The sequence below is a fragment of the Candidatus Thiothrix sulfatifontis genome (assembly GCA_022828425.1).
In the GTDB taxonomy this organism is placed as follows: Bacteria; Pseudomonadota; Gammaproteobacteria; order Thiotrichales; family Thiotrichaceae; genus Thiothrix; species Thiothrix sulfatifontis.
The window spans coordinates 284,754-300,216 of record CP094685.1 but is presented as its reverse complement, the minus strand read 5'-3'; the positions used below and the strand labels follow the sequence as shown (position 1 = coordinate 300,216).

Below are 15,463 nucleotides of genomic sequence, written 5' to 3'. Positions count from 1 at the left end.
TAGAATCATGAGCGTATCAACCAACTATCGTGGCTATGTATGCGTGTCAGGTTACTATCGCTATTGTTAATATTCGGTCTTGTGAGCGTATCGGTGCAGGCGGAAATTTACCGTTGGGTGGATGCTGCCGGTAACACGGTGTACGGCGACAATCCACCGAAACAAAGCGCTGCCAAGCCCGTCGATTTGCCGATGTTGACCGTGGCGGATAGCCCCGCACCTGCACCCGCTGCCAAGCCCGACGCTGCGCCTGTAGAAGAGGAAGAAGCGTATACCGATTTCGCGATTACCTCGCCCACTGCCGATGAAGCCATCCGCGCTAACGAGGGAAATGTGACGGTGAGCGTATCCCTGAAACCGGCATTGAAACCCGGCGATGGGGTGGCACTCTATTTGGACTCAAAACAAGTCGGCTCCGGCACCGCACTGTCTTTTGCATTGACCGAAGTCGAACGCGGCGAACACAACGTATTTGCCGTATTAAGCAATGCGGCAGGTGACATTATCCAAAACACCGAGCCGGTAAAATTCAGCGTGTTGCGGTATTCAGCCCTGCAATAGCAATCGTTAAGCCCGCGAGCCGAAAATCGCTGTGCCAATGCGCACGATGGTTGCACCTTCGGCAATCGCGGCTTCCATGTCATCGGTCATGCCCATGGATAGCGTATCCAACGCGAAACCTTGCGCCACCAAATCTTCCTGTAACGCCCGCACTTGCGCAAACACGGCGCGTTGCTGGGTAAAATCGTGTTCTGGCGCAGGAATTGCCATTAAACCCCGCCAGCGAATCCCCGGTAAAGCAGCAATCTGGCTTGCCAAGGCCGCCAATTCCGCCGGTTGTACCCCCGATTTGCTGATCTCATTGCTGATATTCACTTGCAGGCAAATATTAATCGCAGGCGCATCCGCTGGCTTTTTTTGCTCACTCAAGCGCTGGGCAATTTTGAGACTGTCGACCGAATGCACCCAGCGGGCAGTACTGGCGATCAAGCGGGTTTTGTTGGATTGAATCGGGCCGATGAAATGCCATTCGATATTGCGGTTGTCATTGGCAAGTTCGGCAGCTTTTTCGACCATTTCTTGCACGTAATTTTCACCGAAACGGGTTTGCCCCGCGTCAATGGCTTCGCGAATACTGGCGCTGGAGTGTTTCTTGCTCACTGCCAATAATTGTACGCTGCCCGGTTTACGCCCAAAGCGTTGTTCGGCAGCGTGAATGCGTTCGCCGATTGTCTGGATATTGTCACGGATTGTCATGGTATGTGTTACTTTCCTCATTAATCACTGAACTAAACCCACAATGTGAATTATAACAACAATGGACATTACCCAACTATTGGCGTTCAGCGTCAAAAACAATGCATCCGACTTGCACTTGTCGGGCGGGATGCCCCCCATGATCCGTGTCGATGGCGAAATGCGCAAGATCAACTTGCCAGTACTCGACCATAAACAAGTACACGCGCTGGTGTACGACATCATGAATGATCACCAACGTAAAAACTACGAAGAACATTGGGAATGCGATTTCTCGTTTGAAATTCCCGGTGTGGCGCGGTTTCGTGTGAATGCCTTTAACCAAAACCGTGGCGCAGGTGCGGTGTTCCGTACCATCCCCAGCAAAGTATTAACGCTCGACCAGTTGGGTGCGCCGGGTATTTTTCGGAAAATTTCGGAAAACCCACGCGGCTTGGTGTTGGTAACAGGGCCGACTGGTTCGGGCAAATCCACCACGCTTGCGGCAATGGTCGATTACAAAAATGATACCGATTACGGGCATATTTTGACCATTGAAGACCCAATCGAATTCGTGCACGAAAGCAAAAAAAGTTTGGTCAACCAACGTGAAGTGCACCGCGATACCAAAGGCTTTGAAGCCGCCCTCCGTTCCGCGTTGCGTGAAGACCCGGATACCATTCTGGTCGGGGAAATGCGTGACTTGGAAACCATTCGCTTGGCACTGACCGCAGCGGAAACCGGGCATTTGGTGTTCGGCACGTTGCATACGACATCCGCACCCAAAACCATTGACCGTATTGTGGACGTGTTCCCCGCTGCCGAAAAGGAGATGGTGCGTTCCATGCTTTCCGAATCCTTGCAGGCGGTGATTTCGCAAACCCTGCTGAAGAAAAAAGGCGGCGGGCGGGTGGCGGCGCATGAAATTCTGATTGGTACACGGGCGGTGCGCAATTTAATCCGCGAAAATAAGATTGCGCAAATGCGTTCCGCGATGCAAACCGGGCAAAATGACGGGATGCAAACCCTTGATCAATCATTGAAAAATTTGGTGATGAAAGGTTTGGTGGATCGTGAAGCGGCGCGGCGCAAAGCCGATAACCCGGATTCTATTTAACGAGGGCTGAACTATGGATCGCGATGCTGCCATTAGCTATGTGCATAAATTATTGGCTACCATGTTGGAAAAAAAGGCTTCCGACTTGTACGTTACGGCGGAGGCCACACCTTCTGCCAAAATTGCCAGCGAAATGGTGCCGCTAACCAATCAGCCATTGAATGAGCAAACGGCGCGGATGTTGGTGCGGGCGATTATGAATGACCGCCAGCTCAAACAGTTCGAGGAGGACATGGAATGCAACTTTTCCATTAGTCTGCCGGGCAAGGCGCGATTCCGGGTGAATGCGTTCACGCAACGCGGTTGTGCGGGGATGGTGTTACGCCATATTCCTAACCATATTCCGGGGTTGAAGGAGTTGGGGTTGCCGCCGGTATTGCGCGAGATTGCCATGACCAAACGCGGTTTGGTGATTATGGTGGGGGCGACGGGTTCGGGTAAATCGACCACATTGGCGTCGATGGTTGATTTTCGCAATACCAATTCCAAAGGGCATATCGTCACGATTGAAGACCCGATTGAGTTTGTGCATCAGCACAAGGGGTGCTTGATTACGCAGCGCGAAGTGGGGGTCGATACCAGCAGTTATGAAATTGCGATGAAAAATACCTTGCGCCAAGCTCCTGATGTGATTTTGTTAGGCGAAATTCGGGATCGTGAGGCGATGGATTACGCGATTGCCTACGCGGAAACCGGGCATTTGTGCTTGTCGACCTTGCACGCCAACAGTTCCAACCAAGCGATCGACCGTATTATCAACTTTTTCCCCGAAGAACGCCGCAACCAGTTATTGATGGATTTATCCCTCAACCTGAAGGCGGTGGTATCACAGCGCTTGGTGCGTAAAGCCAAAGGGGAAGGGCGTTTGCCAGCGGTGGAAGTGGTGATTAATACGCCATTAATGGCGGATTTAATCCTGAAAGGCGATGTGCCGGGCATGAAGATTCTGACCTCGAAATCGCGCGAACACGGGATGCGCACCTTCGACCAAGCGCTATTTGATTTGATTGAAGCGCGGCAAATCACCGTGCATGAAGCGTTGCGTCATGCCGATTCGCAGAATGACTTGCGCTTACGCCTCAAGTTGGAAAGCCGGTTTGCGCAAGATAACGACTTCTTTAAGGGCTTGGATGAATTGGCGATTGAGCCGCTGGAGAAGACCACCCTATGACCATTTTAAGTGAAGCTGAGATGCGCATCACACCATTACTGAATGTGATGGTGAAACAAAGCGCGTCGGATTTGTATTTGACCACGGGGGCGCACGCCACGATTAAAGTGCGGGGGCAGCTCAAGCGCATTAGCCGGGAGTCGATGAAGCCGGGCAATATTCGCCAATTAGCCGAAGAGATCCTGACGGCAACCGAAATTGAAGCTTTCTTTGCCGATCGTGAATTAAATAAGGGATTTTCGCTGAAAGGCATTGGGCGTTTCCGCATGAATTTTTATTTTCAGCGCGGGGAAGTGTCGATGGTGATTCGCCATATTCGTTCCGACATTCGCTCGCCGGATGAGTTGAAATTGCCGGAAGTGCTGAAAAAACTGGTGATGCAAAAAGAGGGGATGCTGCTGTTCGTGGGGTCTACGGGGTCGGGGAAGTCGACGTCGATGGCATCCTTGATTCAGCACCGCAATGAGCACCATTTTGGGCATATTTTGACGATTGAAGACCCGATTGAATACACTTTCCGCCACGGCAAATCCATTATTGGGCAGCGTGAGGTCGGTTTTGACACCTTGAGTTACGCCAATGCGATGCGTGAAGCCATGCGGGAAGCCCCGGATATGATCATGGTGGGGGAGGTGCGCGATACCGAAACCATGGATGCGGTGTTGGGTTTTGCGGATACCGGGCATTTGGTGTTGTCGACCTTGCACGCGACTAACGTGATTCAGGCGCTGGAGCGAATGCTGTATTTGTTTCCCAGTGAAAATAAAGGCCGGGTATTGATGGATTTATCCTTGAATTTGCGCGGGATTGTGGCGCAACGGCTGATTCCTGATGAAAAAGATGGCTTGCATCTGGCGGCAGAGGTGTTGGTGAATACCCCGTATGTCGCTGAGCTGATTCGTACCGGACAATTTGGCGAGTTGAAAGAGATTATTGCCAAAGGGTCGGTGGATGGAATGCAAACCTTTGACCAAGCCTTGTACCAGCTTTACACCGGCAGCCACATCAGCAAAACCGTGGCCTTGGAGTACGCCGGTTCCCGCAATGATTTGGAGTGGCAAATCAATTTCGGTGCGGAACACGCAGAAGACAGCGCTACGCATTATGATTTGCCGGAAATGGCTTAAGCACACGGGAAAGCGACGATTGGTACGTCCAAATACTGGCACATATCTTGAGCATTATCCATGCCGTTCACACGGGGCGTGCGGGCATTGAGAATAACGCCTGCCAAGGTGAGGCCGCGTTGTTGCACCGCTGCGGCCGTGAGTAACACATGGTTGATGCAACCCAAACGGTCTTCGGCAACGATAACCACGGGTAAGCCCAGCCTTTGGGCAAGATCGGCATTGAGGCCATCGTCGGCAATCGGTGAATAAAAGCCGCCTGCGCCTTCCACATGCAAAAACTGGTGGGGTTCCCAATGCGTGGGGCAAGCGGCTACCAGTTGTTGCAGTGACACGCTTTCCCCGGCAAGTTGTGCGGCGCGTGGCGGGGCAAGCGCGGCGCTAAAGTGGTAGGGGCAAATGCGTGAGTCAAAGGCTTGCCCCGCTGCCTGTGCCAATTGCCAAGCATCCGTTTGCTGAATGCCGTCAGTCCAACCCGATTCCACGGGTTTGCGTACCATCACTTCACGCCCTAAAGCCCGCAAGCACGTAATCAGTTGGATGCCGACCCAGGTTTTACCCACGCCGGTATCCGTGCCGGTCATGAAAATACCCCTAGCCGTATTCACGCCAGATGCCGTCAGCCATTGTGCGAATGTTGGAATAATTATCCCCATGCGGTTTCCTTTGCTGACTCAAAGGTATCATTTGAAATGATACTTTGAGGGTCATGCCGGTGGTTTTCTTGCTGAAAGTTAAGCCTAGACTAATGTTTCCCTGACTGAGGGGCAATACTAGGCAGTATCTAACAGATGATACTTATGTTGGCAATTAAAAAAATGATAATTTTAGCTTATTAAAGTTGAACCATTTTGATCAAATATACGACTATTAGTTTGTTTATTAAACTGTTTTGACGTATATCAATAAATTTTACAAATGACTTGCTGGATAAATAATAATATGACGATAAAAAGGCTCACCCTTGTGTTGGGCAGCAGCTTGCTGCTTTCTTGTGCTAATTGGGCGATGGCTCAGCAAAATTGTCAGGGAAATATTCCCGCTTCTACCCCGGTGCAACGCTTCAATGATCAAGGCAATGGCACTTTAATTGATACTAACACCGGCTTGATGTGGAAAAAATGCTTGGAAGGACAAACCGGAGAGCGGTGCGTGGGGTCGGCGTTACGCATGGAATGGGATAAAGCCGCTAATCTCGCGCAATTGGTTAGCAGTGATAATTTCGCCGGTTACACGGGCTGGCGTTTACCGACGTTGGATGAACTCAACAGCATTGTGGAACAGCGTTGTGTCGAACCCGCTGCTAATTTGGACGTATTTCCACACATGCCCGCCGTTGGGCTGTGGTCGATGAATCAGGCCGACCCACTTGCGTGGAGCATGGATTTCACTAAAGGTCGCGCCTATGAACATCTCAAAGGCGCGGGTATGTACATTCGCTTGGTGCGTAATTTACGCTAACGTTACGGTGACGTATCCGTTGGCAGCATCAAGCTCACCCAATACTGGCTGCTGGTTTCGGTCATATCCAACATCCCCTGTGGGTAGAGGCCGAACACCAGCACCAGTATAACTATCAGCAGCAGGACACCCAGTTCTCGCGGCTTCAAGTCAGGCGCGTCACGGATAATGGCGTGACGCGCTTCACCCAGAAAGGCTTTGCGGTAGAAGTTCAGGAAATACGCCGCCCCCAAAATCACCACAAACAACACCACCAAACCTGCGCCGGTGTGTACTTCCAAAATACTCACAATCAGCAAAAATTCCGCCGGGAAGCCGCTGGTGGCGGGCATTCCGATTCCCGCTAAACCGAGGAAGAAGAACAGCGATGCCAGCAAGGGCATGGATTTCGCTACCCCGCCCAAACTCAATAATTCCGTCGAGCCGGTACGTTGATGCAAAAAGCCGGTAATCAAAAACAAGCCACCCGCAATCAGCGTAAAGTTCAGCAACTGGAAGATTGCGCCTTGCATTCCTTGCGGGCTAAACGCAGCAATCCCCAACACCACCAGCCCGACATGGCTTAAGGATGAAAACGCCAACATGCGCCGCAAACTGGTTTGGCTCAACGCTGCCACTGCGCCATACAGCACACCGATCATTCCCAGCCCCACCAGAATCCAGCGGAATTCCAACGCGGCATCCGGCACCAGCGGCAAGCCAAAGCGCAATAACCCATACGCCCCGACTTTCAAACCCGTCAGCAAGGCCACGGTGGTCGCAGGCCCTTCTTGCGCGACCACCGGCAACCAGGTATGCAGCGGGAACAGCGGAATTTTCACCCCAAACCCCACCAGCAACAGGAAAAACACCGTCACCTGCACCCCGTATTCACGGCTACCTTGCAATAAATCGGTGTAGGCAAAACTCATCCCCGTGGAATTATTCATCGCCAGCACCACAAACCCCAGCAGAATTGGCAAGCCACCCGCCAACATAAACAAGCTGTATTTCACCCCCGCGTAACGCCGATTCGCACCACTGCCCCACAAACTGATCAGGAAAAACAGCGGCAGTAAGGTCATTTCCCAGAACAGGAAAAACAAAATCGTATCCAGCGAAGTAAAAATGCCCATCATGGTGCATTCCAACACCAGCAATAGCGCGAAATACAGGCGCGTCATGGTACGAATCGCGTTCCAAGACGCCAATATCACCCCAATGAACAACAGCGCGGTGAACGGCAGGAACAAGACCGATAACCCATCCACTCCCAGCAGGTAATGAATCCCCAAACTCGGCATCCAAGGGGTTTTTTCCACAAATTGGAACCCCGCCTGCTGCGGGGCAAACCCCGCCACGATAATGAGTGCCACCCCCAATGTCAGTACCGCCGTGGTCAACGCTGCCAACCGCGCTTCTTTCCCCGGCATGAAGGCGGTCAAGCTCGCGCCCAACGGTAACATCAGCAGTAATAAGCTAAGCCAAGGAAAATCCATGCTTGTTAAGCTATCCATCAATGCTCTCCCCCCGGCACGTCGCCCGTGTATTCTGCAAACAGCCCCGCCAACCCTTGAATGGGCTGATCAATCAAGGCAATCCACGGCGCGGAATAAAACCCGGCGCTGACGGTCACTACAATCACAATGCCCGCCATCAGTGTTTCCGCGTGGTAAGTCGGTTGCGTATCCCAGCGGCTGGTATCCACCCCCGGATTGGCTAAAAACGCCTGTTGGAAAGCGCGTAACAAAAAGCCCGCCGCCACCAAGTTACCCAAGGCTGCGGCAACAGTGACCAATGCACCGAAGCGCTTAATCGAACCTTCCAGCACGAAATGCACCGCATCAAACCCCGGTGTCCCCGGCATTCCCACAATCGCCAAGCCTGCCACCAGAAATGCCAAGCCCACAATCGGGATGTAATCCATCATGCCGCCGAGCTTGCTCAAGCGCGTGGTGCGAGTCCGTTGCCACACCATGCCGGTCATCAGCAGCAAGCCAGTGATCGCCAATCCAAAATTCATCGCCAGCAAGACAGCGCCTTCAAACGCCATGCGATGCAAACTAAATAAACCAATTGTCAAAATCCCGGTATGGCTAATGACCGCAAACGCCAATAATTCACGCAAGGTTTGCTGGCGCATTGCCAAAAATGCGGCGTAAAACACTCCAGTTGCCGCGAATACGGTAGCCACCATGTGCCATTCCCACACCGCATGAGGCACAATCGGGAATACAAAGCGCAACAGCCCGTAGACCCCCACTTTCAAGCCCAGCAAGTAAATCGGTGCGACCGCCACATTGCCGTGCAACATAAACGCAGGCAACCAGCCGTGAAACGGGAATAACGGAATCCGTACCGCCATTGCATAAAACAGGGCGAAAAACACCAAGGTTCCCACCATATCGTGCGCCCCAAAGCCGAGGGTTGCCAGCTCATACAGGCTGAAACTCCAGCGTCCGGCATTCGCATCCGCGTAATTCCAGCCCAACACCAGCGTGCCAAACACCAGCAGCAATAAGCCCACTACCATGAATTGCAGGTAACGCGCCAAGGTCGGTTGAATGTCGTGGAATGTCGGCCAGCGTTTGGTCAAATACCCCACCATAATCACTTCAAGAAATGACATGCAGGTAAACCACAGCAAATCCACCGTCACAAACTGGCTGATGATGACCGCCTGAATCATCATCATCACCGCCAGTATCGAGCTTTCGTGCAAGCGCCGCACCAGAACAAACGCCACACTCAATAAGCTGATCAAGCTGGTCAGCAACACAAACATGACCCCGATACCATCCACCGCTGCGTGGTAATGAAACGCGCCGAGTATCTGGAAGCGTTCGGCAAACTGCATTACCCCCGCTGCTTGATGCACATCAAACTTGATGTACAAGCTTATTGCCAGCAACATTTGCGCCAGCGCCATAATGCCCGCCAAGGCCACCGCCGCATTGCCGCGTATTTTGATTAGCACCAGCCCGGTCAGTAGCGGGAACAATTGCAACACGGTCAATAACGGTGATGTTGCTGGAATTTCCGAAAATATCATCGGTGCTACCCCTGAAAAATAACAACCAGTGTCGCCAAAATCAGCAACACCAGATAGCGTGGTTGGGTAAGCAGGCGTTCGATTCTGTCCAAATAACGCCCTAATGTGTCCAAAACAGCTTTGGCTTTGCCGCCGCCTTGTTGTAGCAATAAGCGGTGTTCAAACCATTCCAAGCGTTCGGCGATCCACTGCATTAGCTTGCCCAAGATACCGGAGCCGGTGCCAATGGTGCTTTCCACGCGCAAGCGCCCTTGTTGCAGCGCTTGCATATCCGCAAGGGTGGCAATGCTGCTGTAATGCCCCGGTGCGCCACTCAGCTTATCGAGGATTTCCCCATCGAATATCTGCACCTCTTGTGAGAGCGCAACGGTGGGTTTTACCAGCAACCAATCCGCCAGCGGGTCGAGCCAGAAACGTTGCAAGGCAGCATTGTGCAACCAGCGCCGTTTCCCCAGCCATGCCGGAACCGCAGGCGCCGCCTGCCATTGGGTATGCAGCGCAAACGAGGGCGAATGCAAAAATTGATACGCCCGCCACACCGCGTGCAACACCAGATGCACCAGCGCCAAGGTATACCAGCCCAGCGCAATCGCGATCAACATCAAGCCGGTTTGTGCCAAGGTGGAAAACAACAGCGAGGTTTTAATATCGGTTTGTGCCAAGCCACCCAGCCAGCCATACAACACCGTGAGAACACCTATCCCCAGCAGCAAATATTGCAATGCCGGGGCTTGTTCCAATAGCGGGTGAATCCGCAGCAATAAGAAAATGCCTGCATGAACCATCAATGACCCGTAAAACACCGTACTGGATGGCGTAGGCCCTTCCAGCGCACGGGTAATCCACGCCGAAAACGGGAACTGCGCCGATTTCACCAAGGCCGCGCCCATCAAGCCAAACGCCGCGACGCCAATCAGCAAGCTCGACTGCTCGGCTTGCGGCACCAACATCACGTTCCATTCGGTGCTGCGGAACAACGAAAACGCCATGAACATGCCCAGCAAAAAGCCCGCATCCCCCAGCCGATTGGTGATAAATGCCCGCGTCGCATTGGTGGTTGCGGTTTTGCTTTGCCAATTATATGCAATCAACAGGTAAGAACTCGCACCCGCCAATTCCCAGCCGACAAATGCCAACACCGCGCTGCCCGACAAGGCAATCAATTGCATCGCAGCGGTGAACAGTGCCAGCACCATGAAAAAGCGCTGAAACCCGCAGTCTCGGTGCAAATAATTTACCGAAAAGCGTGTCACCAACAGCGTAATCACTGCCACCAAGGTCGACATGCTCAAGCTCAAACCATCCAGCATGAAACTGATGCTGGCGTTGTAGACACCACTGTGTAACCAAGGCGATACCATGACGTGCTGGCTACCGTGCAATAAATATTGCCCATCCGCCCACAACACCAAGACCAGACTCAGCAAGCCTGCGCCCAGCACTAACTGCGAACTGAGGCATTCGCCCGCTTCGCAACGATTCCAACGAAACATCCGATTCAGCGCCACCAACACAGCGGCTAATAAGGGCAAACCGGGAATCAGTAATAACCAGCCATTAGCCATGTGTCACCTCCGCTGTATTGCGCACCGCAGCGGGCGGCAAATACCCGCGTTGCCCCGCGTACCATTCTTGTGAATGCTGTACCCTTGGCAATTGATGAATTTCGCCTTGCCATTGCACAAAGCCCTTGCCCGGTTGGAACACATGGATTTCGTTACGCTCCGGCGGTTTTGCTGCCAGCAATACCCAGCCATTGTCCAGCAAGCGCCGCAAGTAATCATGGCGCTGGTAAATCGCCACCAAGGTATCAATCTCGGCTTCGGCAATCGCGAGTAAGCGCATCGGCTCGTGCAATTCCACCATCTGTTGCGCCAGCCCGGTGCGTAAATCGCTCGCGCCGCCTTCCATGACCCCAAACAAGCCAGTAAGGTTGTGGGTGGCTTTGCTGCCGGAACCGAAGTAGCCGTTTTGCATCCGCGAAAAGTAGTAGTCCATCTGAATCCCGACCCCGACCACGCCATTGCCTTGCAATTGCGCTTCTAACATTTTGCCATCGGGGTCATTGTGTGGGTCATACGAAATCAGGAAGGAGCGCCGATCCCAGAAAATCCCTTTGCTCAATTCGCGCCGCCCAATGAAGGCGACCGCACAACCTTGATGCCCTAATTCTGCCCGTACTTGATCGGGGGAAGCGGCGCGACCTTCTACGTGCCGCTTGGCTTGACGCGGGGTCAAGTGCGGGCTGGCGGAGGCAAATTTGCGGCAACGTTCCTGCGCGGATAAGCGCACGGCTTGCTCGGTGGCTTGCTGCACGTGCGCAAACACGCTTCGATGGCTGACGGGAATCAAATCGGTGTCAAACCAGTCGATGGCATCGCTGGTGGTATCGTGTTCACTGGCGATGAACCAGCAGCCGTCAGGAATGTGAATGCCGTGTTGCGCGACCAATTGCGCCCGCACTTCCGGTTCATTGCACATGCTGGTAAAGGCGCGGGCATTGGGGCCGCCGAAGCGCCCGCTGCACGCGCCGCAACCGTAGCCGAGAATGTGCGGGTTGTTCAAATGGCGCGAACGGTGTGCCATGAGCACTACCAAGGACGCAAAGCCGCTGGTAAAGCCGGTGAGTTTGAGGAAAGTGGCGACTTTGGTGACTTTTTCTGCCGCGCTGAAGCCTTGCTGGTTGTGGTCTTTGCTGGGGCATTCCAATGCGTCTTGCGCGGTGTAAGCCACGCGGGTGTTGAGTGGCACACTGGTTTGGCGTTGTACCTTGCTGATGAAGCGTTGGTAGGTGGCGGGCATGAGGCTGCGCCCCACCATTTCCAGCAAAGCAAACGGGGCGAGTAACGGTAATGCCAAGGTCGTGCCGATGACGCTGTGGCGCATCCGGTGATTTTTCAACTTGTGCAACCAATGGAGCCAGCGTTGGCGGCGTTGGTGGGCGGGTAAGCGCCGTTGGGCATTCGTGGCGGGAACTTCGCGGAGTTCGTGAACCGCTGTGACCACGGGTTGTGCCAATTTTAACGGGCGGGGTGCATCCAGCCCGCGCCAGTTATTGGGCAAGCCGAATACGCCCGCCGCGCCGAAGGTTTCGAGGTCGGGGGCGAGTTCTTCCAGATGGCGGCGCACGCTTTCTTCGCGGTCATCCATGCAGAAGATCAGTTGCGCATTGGGCGGGGAAGAGAGGTTAGGCGGGGGTTCTTCCGCGTGTTTGTTCAGCAAGGCGCTGAAAATTTCTTCCTGATAATGGTGTTCATACGCTCGTAGCCATAAATAGCCGCTGGTGTTGGGGTCGTCGAGTTCTTCCAGAATCGCCAGCAGGCGTTTGATGCGCGGGGTTTCCAATTGCGCGACTTGGGGTGCTGCCATGCCCAAGTGTTGGGCAAGGTGGAATAAGCGCCAAGCCTTGCGGTAAATGTCCGTGCCGACGGGGATCACGGTTTCCGGCGCAAGGTTCCAAGTTAGGATTTGGTGCGCGAGTTGATGCCAGTCAGCAGGTTGAATGTCTTCCTGACTGCTTAAGAATTGCTGGGCGAGTTGTTGCAGGAATTCCGGCAAGGTGGTGTTGTAGGCGTGGTAGCGAACAAAAAACTCATCCTGATGCTGGTGGAAATAACCGCGAATGCCGGTGGTGCTGGCGTCGATTTGCCAGTTGTCGCGGGCAACGTGGCGGCAGAAGATGTGTTCCAGCACCAAACGCACCGCGAGGTAATCTTCCATGCTCACCGGCGTGGTTAAGCCGTAATAGCCGGGATTTTTCGCCCGCCAGTTGAACATGCCAGACCAGCCCGGCAATTCCAGCGCCAATACCCGCAAGTAGCCGCCCCAATGGGCTTTGTCGATGCCAAGGCGCATCATTTCTTGACAGATGGTTTCCAGCGGGTCGTGATGCAGGGAACGCAGGTAATCGTCCCAATCGTCCATGCCTGCGAGGGTGAGGGTGGGATCGTTGAGGGTGGCTTCGCGCCAATAACGGTAGAAGCCAGTTTGCCCTTCGGCTGCGCTCAGGGAACGGGAGCGGAACGCAGCAATGCCTTGGTCGAGCCAGCTTGCCAGATGGCGATCCAGCAGCGGCAGCAGCGAATCCATCACATCAACAGCGGTAAGTTTGCTCAGTAAGCCGCGCAAGGTGAGGGTTTCGCCGACTTGATCCAGCAAATCGTGTAGCAGGTGGCGGCTTTCAGCGTGGATGAAACTTTCTGCATCGGGGATGCTGGCGCCGATTTGCCCTTGTTGCTTGATTTGATCCCAGATGCCGTTAATGTCGCTGAGGCGCAGGTTGAGCAAGGCTTCGGGGTGCGGCAAATCGTAGTGCAGTTCCAGCTTTTGCAGGCAAGTTTCCCACAAGGCACGGATGGCAGTCGCTTCGTCTTGTCCGGCGGCTTCGAGTAATTTTTCGCGCTGCTCAAAGGCAACATCGGCTTGAAAACGTTCCAGTGCGTGATTTTCTTCTACTTGCCAGCGCATTTGCTGGAAGGTAATCGGCTTAATATTATTCGCCAGCGCAGTGAGGTAAATGTCGCGGTCAGCCACTTTATCGGCTTCGGTGGCGAGTACGCTGAAAATATCGTGGCGATTGATGCGCCCTTCGCGGAAAAACCGGCGGTATTCGCCATTGGGCAAATAGCCCAGTGAGCCACTGTGGGCGTGAGCGGTGCGTAGCGCCTCGGCGAATGGCAGGTATTCGTAATTTTCCAGCGGATTAAAATGCACAAAATCTTGCAGCGGCGCTTGAATCGGCAGCACCGCATTCAGACCGGCAATGGCTTCACGCAAATAGTCACGCTGTGCGGCGTGTGACTGACTGTGATGAGTCATGTGTTATTGTCCTAACAGTATTGCGAAGCGGCTTGCCAAGTGTTGCACCGACACGTCGAGCATGTCGAGCAAGGGGGCAGGGTAAAAGCCCAGCAATAAGGTACCAGCAATCAAGCTTCCGGCGGCGACCATTTCCAGCGGGCGCATGTCTTCGACTTGCTGCATGTCCAGCCGCATCGGGCCAGTGTAAAGCTGTTTGACCGTGCGAATGCTGTAAGTGGCGGTGATCAACACACCCAGCGACAGCAATACAATGCGCCACCCCCACGCCTCAAAGCCGCCGATCAAAACGTGCAATTCCGCCACGAAACCCGCCGTACTCGGCAAGCCCACGCCCCCGACAAAAGCCAAAATAATCAGAAACGCAAAGCGCGGCGTGATTCTAATCAATGAGCCGTAATCGTTGATGTCACGGGTATGGGTACGTTCATACAGCAAGCCAATCAGCATAAACGTTGCACCTGCTACCAGCCCGTGTGCCACCATTTGGTAAACCGCGCCGGTCATGCCGATCACGTTTAGGGTGGAAATCCCAATCAGCACCACCCCCATGTGACTGACAGAAGAATACGCGATCATTTTTTTCATATCGCTTTGCCGCCATGCCAATAAGCCGCCGTACAACAAGCCAATCACACCCAAGGTAAACAATAAGCCCTGCATCGCTTGCGCGGCGGCGGGTAAAATATCAATGGCGCGTAGTAAGCCATACGAACCCATTTTTAGCAGGATACCGGAAAGCAGAATACTCACGGGGCTGGGCGCTTCGACGTGTGCTAACGGCAGCCAACCGTGCAACGGGAACAGGGGCATTTTTACCCCGAAACCAATCAGTAAGCCGCTGAAAATCAGCACTTGTTCGGCCGTACTCAATTGCTTGGCGCCTTCTGCCATTGCTGCAAACGTAAACGAATGCGTAGGGGTCGCATCAAACAGCACCAGCAGTGCCAACAGCATGAAAATCGAGCCACCCATGGTATACAACACGAAATTCAGCGCCGCCGTTTGCCGATTTTTGCCGCCCCAACGGTCAATTAGGAAAAACAGCGGAATCAGCACCAGCTCCCAGAAAACGTAGAACAAGCCCCAATCTTGCGCCATAAACACGCCCATGGTGGCGGCTTCCAGCAAGAGCATCAGCAAGTAGTAGCCTTTGACATGGTGCGTGATCATGTGCGAGGCCAATAACGCCATCAGTACCAGCACGGTGGTAAGTAACACCATCGGAAATGCCAGCCCGTCCACACCCAAGGAAAACGAGGTACCCAGCTCCGGGTTCCAGACCACGCTGGTCGCTAATTGAATCGCGGGGTTGCTAAAGTCGAGCTGTTGGGCAAGGCTCGCGGCATACATCAGCGTCATGGCTGCCACGCCAATGGCTGTATTGCGGATCAAATCCGGTCGCCCACTGGGTAAGAATGCCAAGATAAATGCCCCTAACGCAGGCAGAAGCAAAAGCAGGATGAGCGGGTGATCCATCATATCCAATGCGCCTTAAAAAA

12 protein-coding genes are annotated in these 15,463 nt (G+C 53.7%); 5 read left to right on the top strand and 7 right to left on the bottom strand.

What is annotated here, in order from left to right:
- Positions 1-63 precede the first annotated feature (63 nt).
- Positions 64-561, top strand: coding sequence for a DUF4124 domain-containing protein (locus tag L3K52_01555; GenBank protein ID UOG92435.1), 498 nt, complete (start codon positions 64-66; stop codon positions 559-561).
- Between the two features lie 6 nt (positions 562-567).
- Here L3K52_01555 and L3K52_01550 read toward each other — a convergent pair whose 3' ends face one another.
- Positions 568-1,257 carry a YggS family pyridoxal phosphate-dependent enzyme gene (locus L3K52_01550; protein ID UOG92434.1) on the bottom strand — a complete coding sequence of 230 codons (690 nt, stop codon included), beginning with the start codon at positions 1,255-1,257 and terminating at the stop codon, positions 568-570.
- 61 nt (positions 1,258-1,318) lie between these two features.
- Between L3K52_01550 and L3K52_01545 the strand changes: the two genes are divergently transcribed.
- From L3K52_01545 to L3K52_01535, 3 genes are read left to right on the top strand one after another with little or no spacing between them, the layout of a single operon-like run.
- A complete protein-coding gene (locus L3K52_01545; GenBank protein UOG92433.1) occupies positions 1,319-2,353 on the top strand; it encodes a type IV pilus twitching motility protein PilT in 1,035 nt (344 codons plus the stop codon).
- A 13-nt stretch (positions 2,354-2,366) separates the two neighbouring features.
- On the top strand, positions 2,367-3,524 hold the full coding sequence (locus tag L3K52_01540; GenBank protein ID UOG92432.1) for a PilT/PilU family type 4a pilus ATPase: 1,158 nt from the start codon (positions 2,367-2,369) through the stop codon (positions 3,522-3,524).
- Entirely contained in the window at positions 3,521-4,651 is a 1,131-nt protein-coding gene (locus L3K52_01535) for a PilT/PilU family type 4a pilus ATPase (GenBank protein ID UOG92431.1), read from the top strand. The genes L3K52_01540 and L3K52_01535 overlap by 4 nt, the downstream gene beginning before the upstream one ends.
- On the opposite strand, the gene bioD is transcribed toward L3K52_01535, so the two are convergent.
- Complete coding sequence (bioD, locus tag L3K52_01530; protein ID UOG92430.1) at positions 4,648-5,307, bottom strand: dethiobiotin synthase; 660 nt, start codon at positions 5,305-5,307, stop codon at positions 4,648-4,650. The two genes, L3K52_01535 and bioD, sit on opposite strands and share 4 nt — an antisense overlap.
- A 286-nt stretch (positions 5,308-5,593) precedes the next feature.
- On the opposite strand from bioD, the gene L3K52_01525 reads away from it, so the two are divergent.
- Entirely contained in the window at positions 5,594-6,112 is a 519-nt protein-coding gene (locus L3K52_01525) for a DUF1566 domain-containing protein (GenBank protein UOG92429.1), read from the top strand.
- Positions 6,113-6,114: 2 nt separating this feature from the next.
- On the opposite strand, the gene L3K52_01520 is transcribed toward L3K52_01525, so the two are convergent.
- Genes L3K52_01520 through L3K52_01500 form a run of 5 tightly spaced genes read right to left on the bottom strand, consistent with a single transcriptional unit; the run spans position 6,115 to position 15,443 of the window.
- Positions 6,115-7,608, bottom strand: coding sequence for an NADH-quinone oxidoreductase subunit M (locus L3K52_01520; protein ID UOG92428.1), 1,494 nt, complete (start codon positions 7,606-7,608; stop codon positions 6,115-6,117).
- A complete protein-coding gene (locus L3K52_01515; GenBank protein ID UOG92427.1) occupies positions 7,608-9,143 on the bottom strand; it encodes an NADH-quinone oxidoreductase subunit L in 1,536 nt (511 codons plus the stop codon). Before L3K52_01515 ends, L3K52_01520 begins: the two co-directional genes overlap by 1 nt.
- Before the next feature lie 5 nt (positions 9,144-9,148).
- A complete protein-coding gene (locus L3K52_01510; protein UOG92426.1) occupies positions 9,149-10,708 on the bottom strand; it encodes a hypothetical protein in 1,560 nt (519 codons plus the stop codon).
- Positions 10,701-13,961: a DUF2309 domain-containing protein gene (locus L3K52_01505; protein UOG92425.1), complete on the bottom strand. Its 3,261-nt coding sequence runs from the start codon at positions 13,959-13,961 to the stop codon at positions 10,701-10,703. Before L3K52_01505 ends, L3K52_01510 begins: the two co-directional genes overlap by 8 nt.
- Positions 13,962-13,964: 3 nt before the next feature.
- Entirely contained in the window at positions 13,965-15,443 is a 1,479-nt protein-coding gene (locus tag L3K52_01500) for an NADH-quinone oxidoreductase subunit M (GenBank protein ID UOG92424.1), read from the bottom strand.
- Positions 15,444-15,463 lie beyond the last annotated feature (20 nt).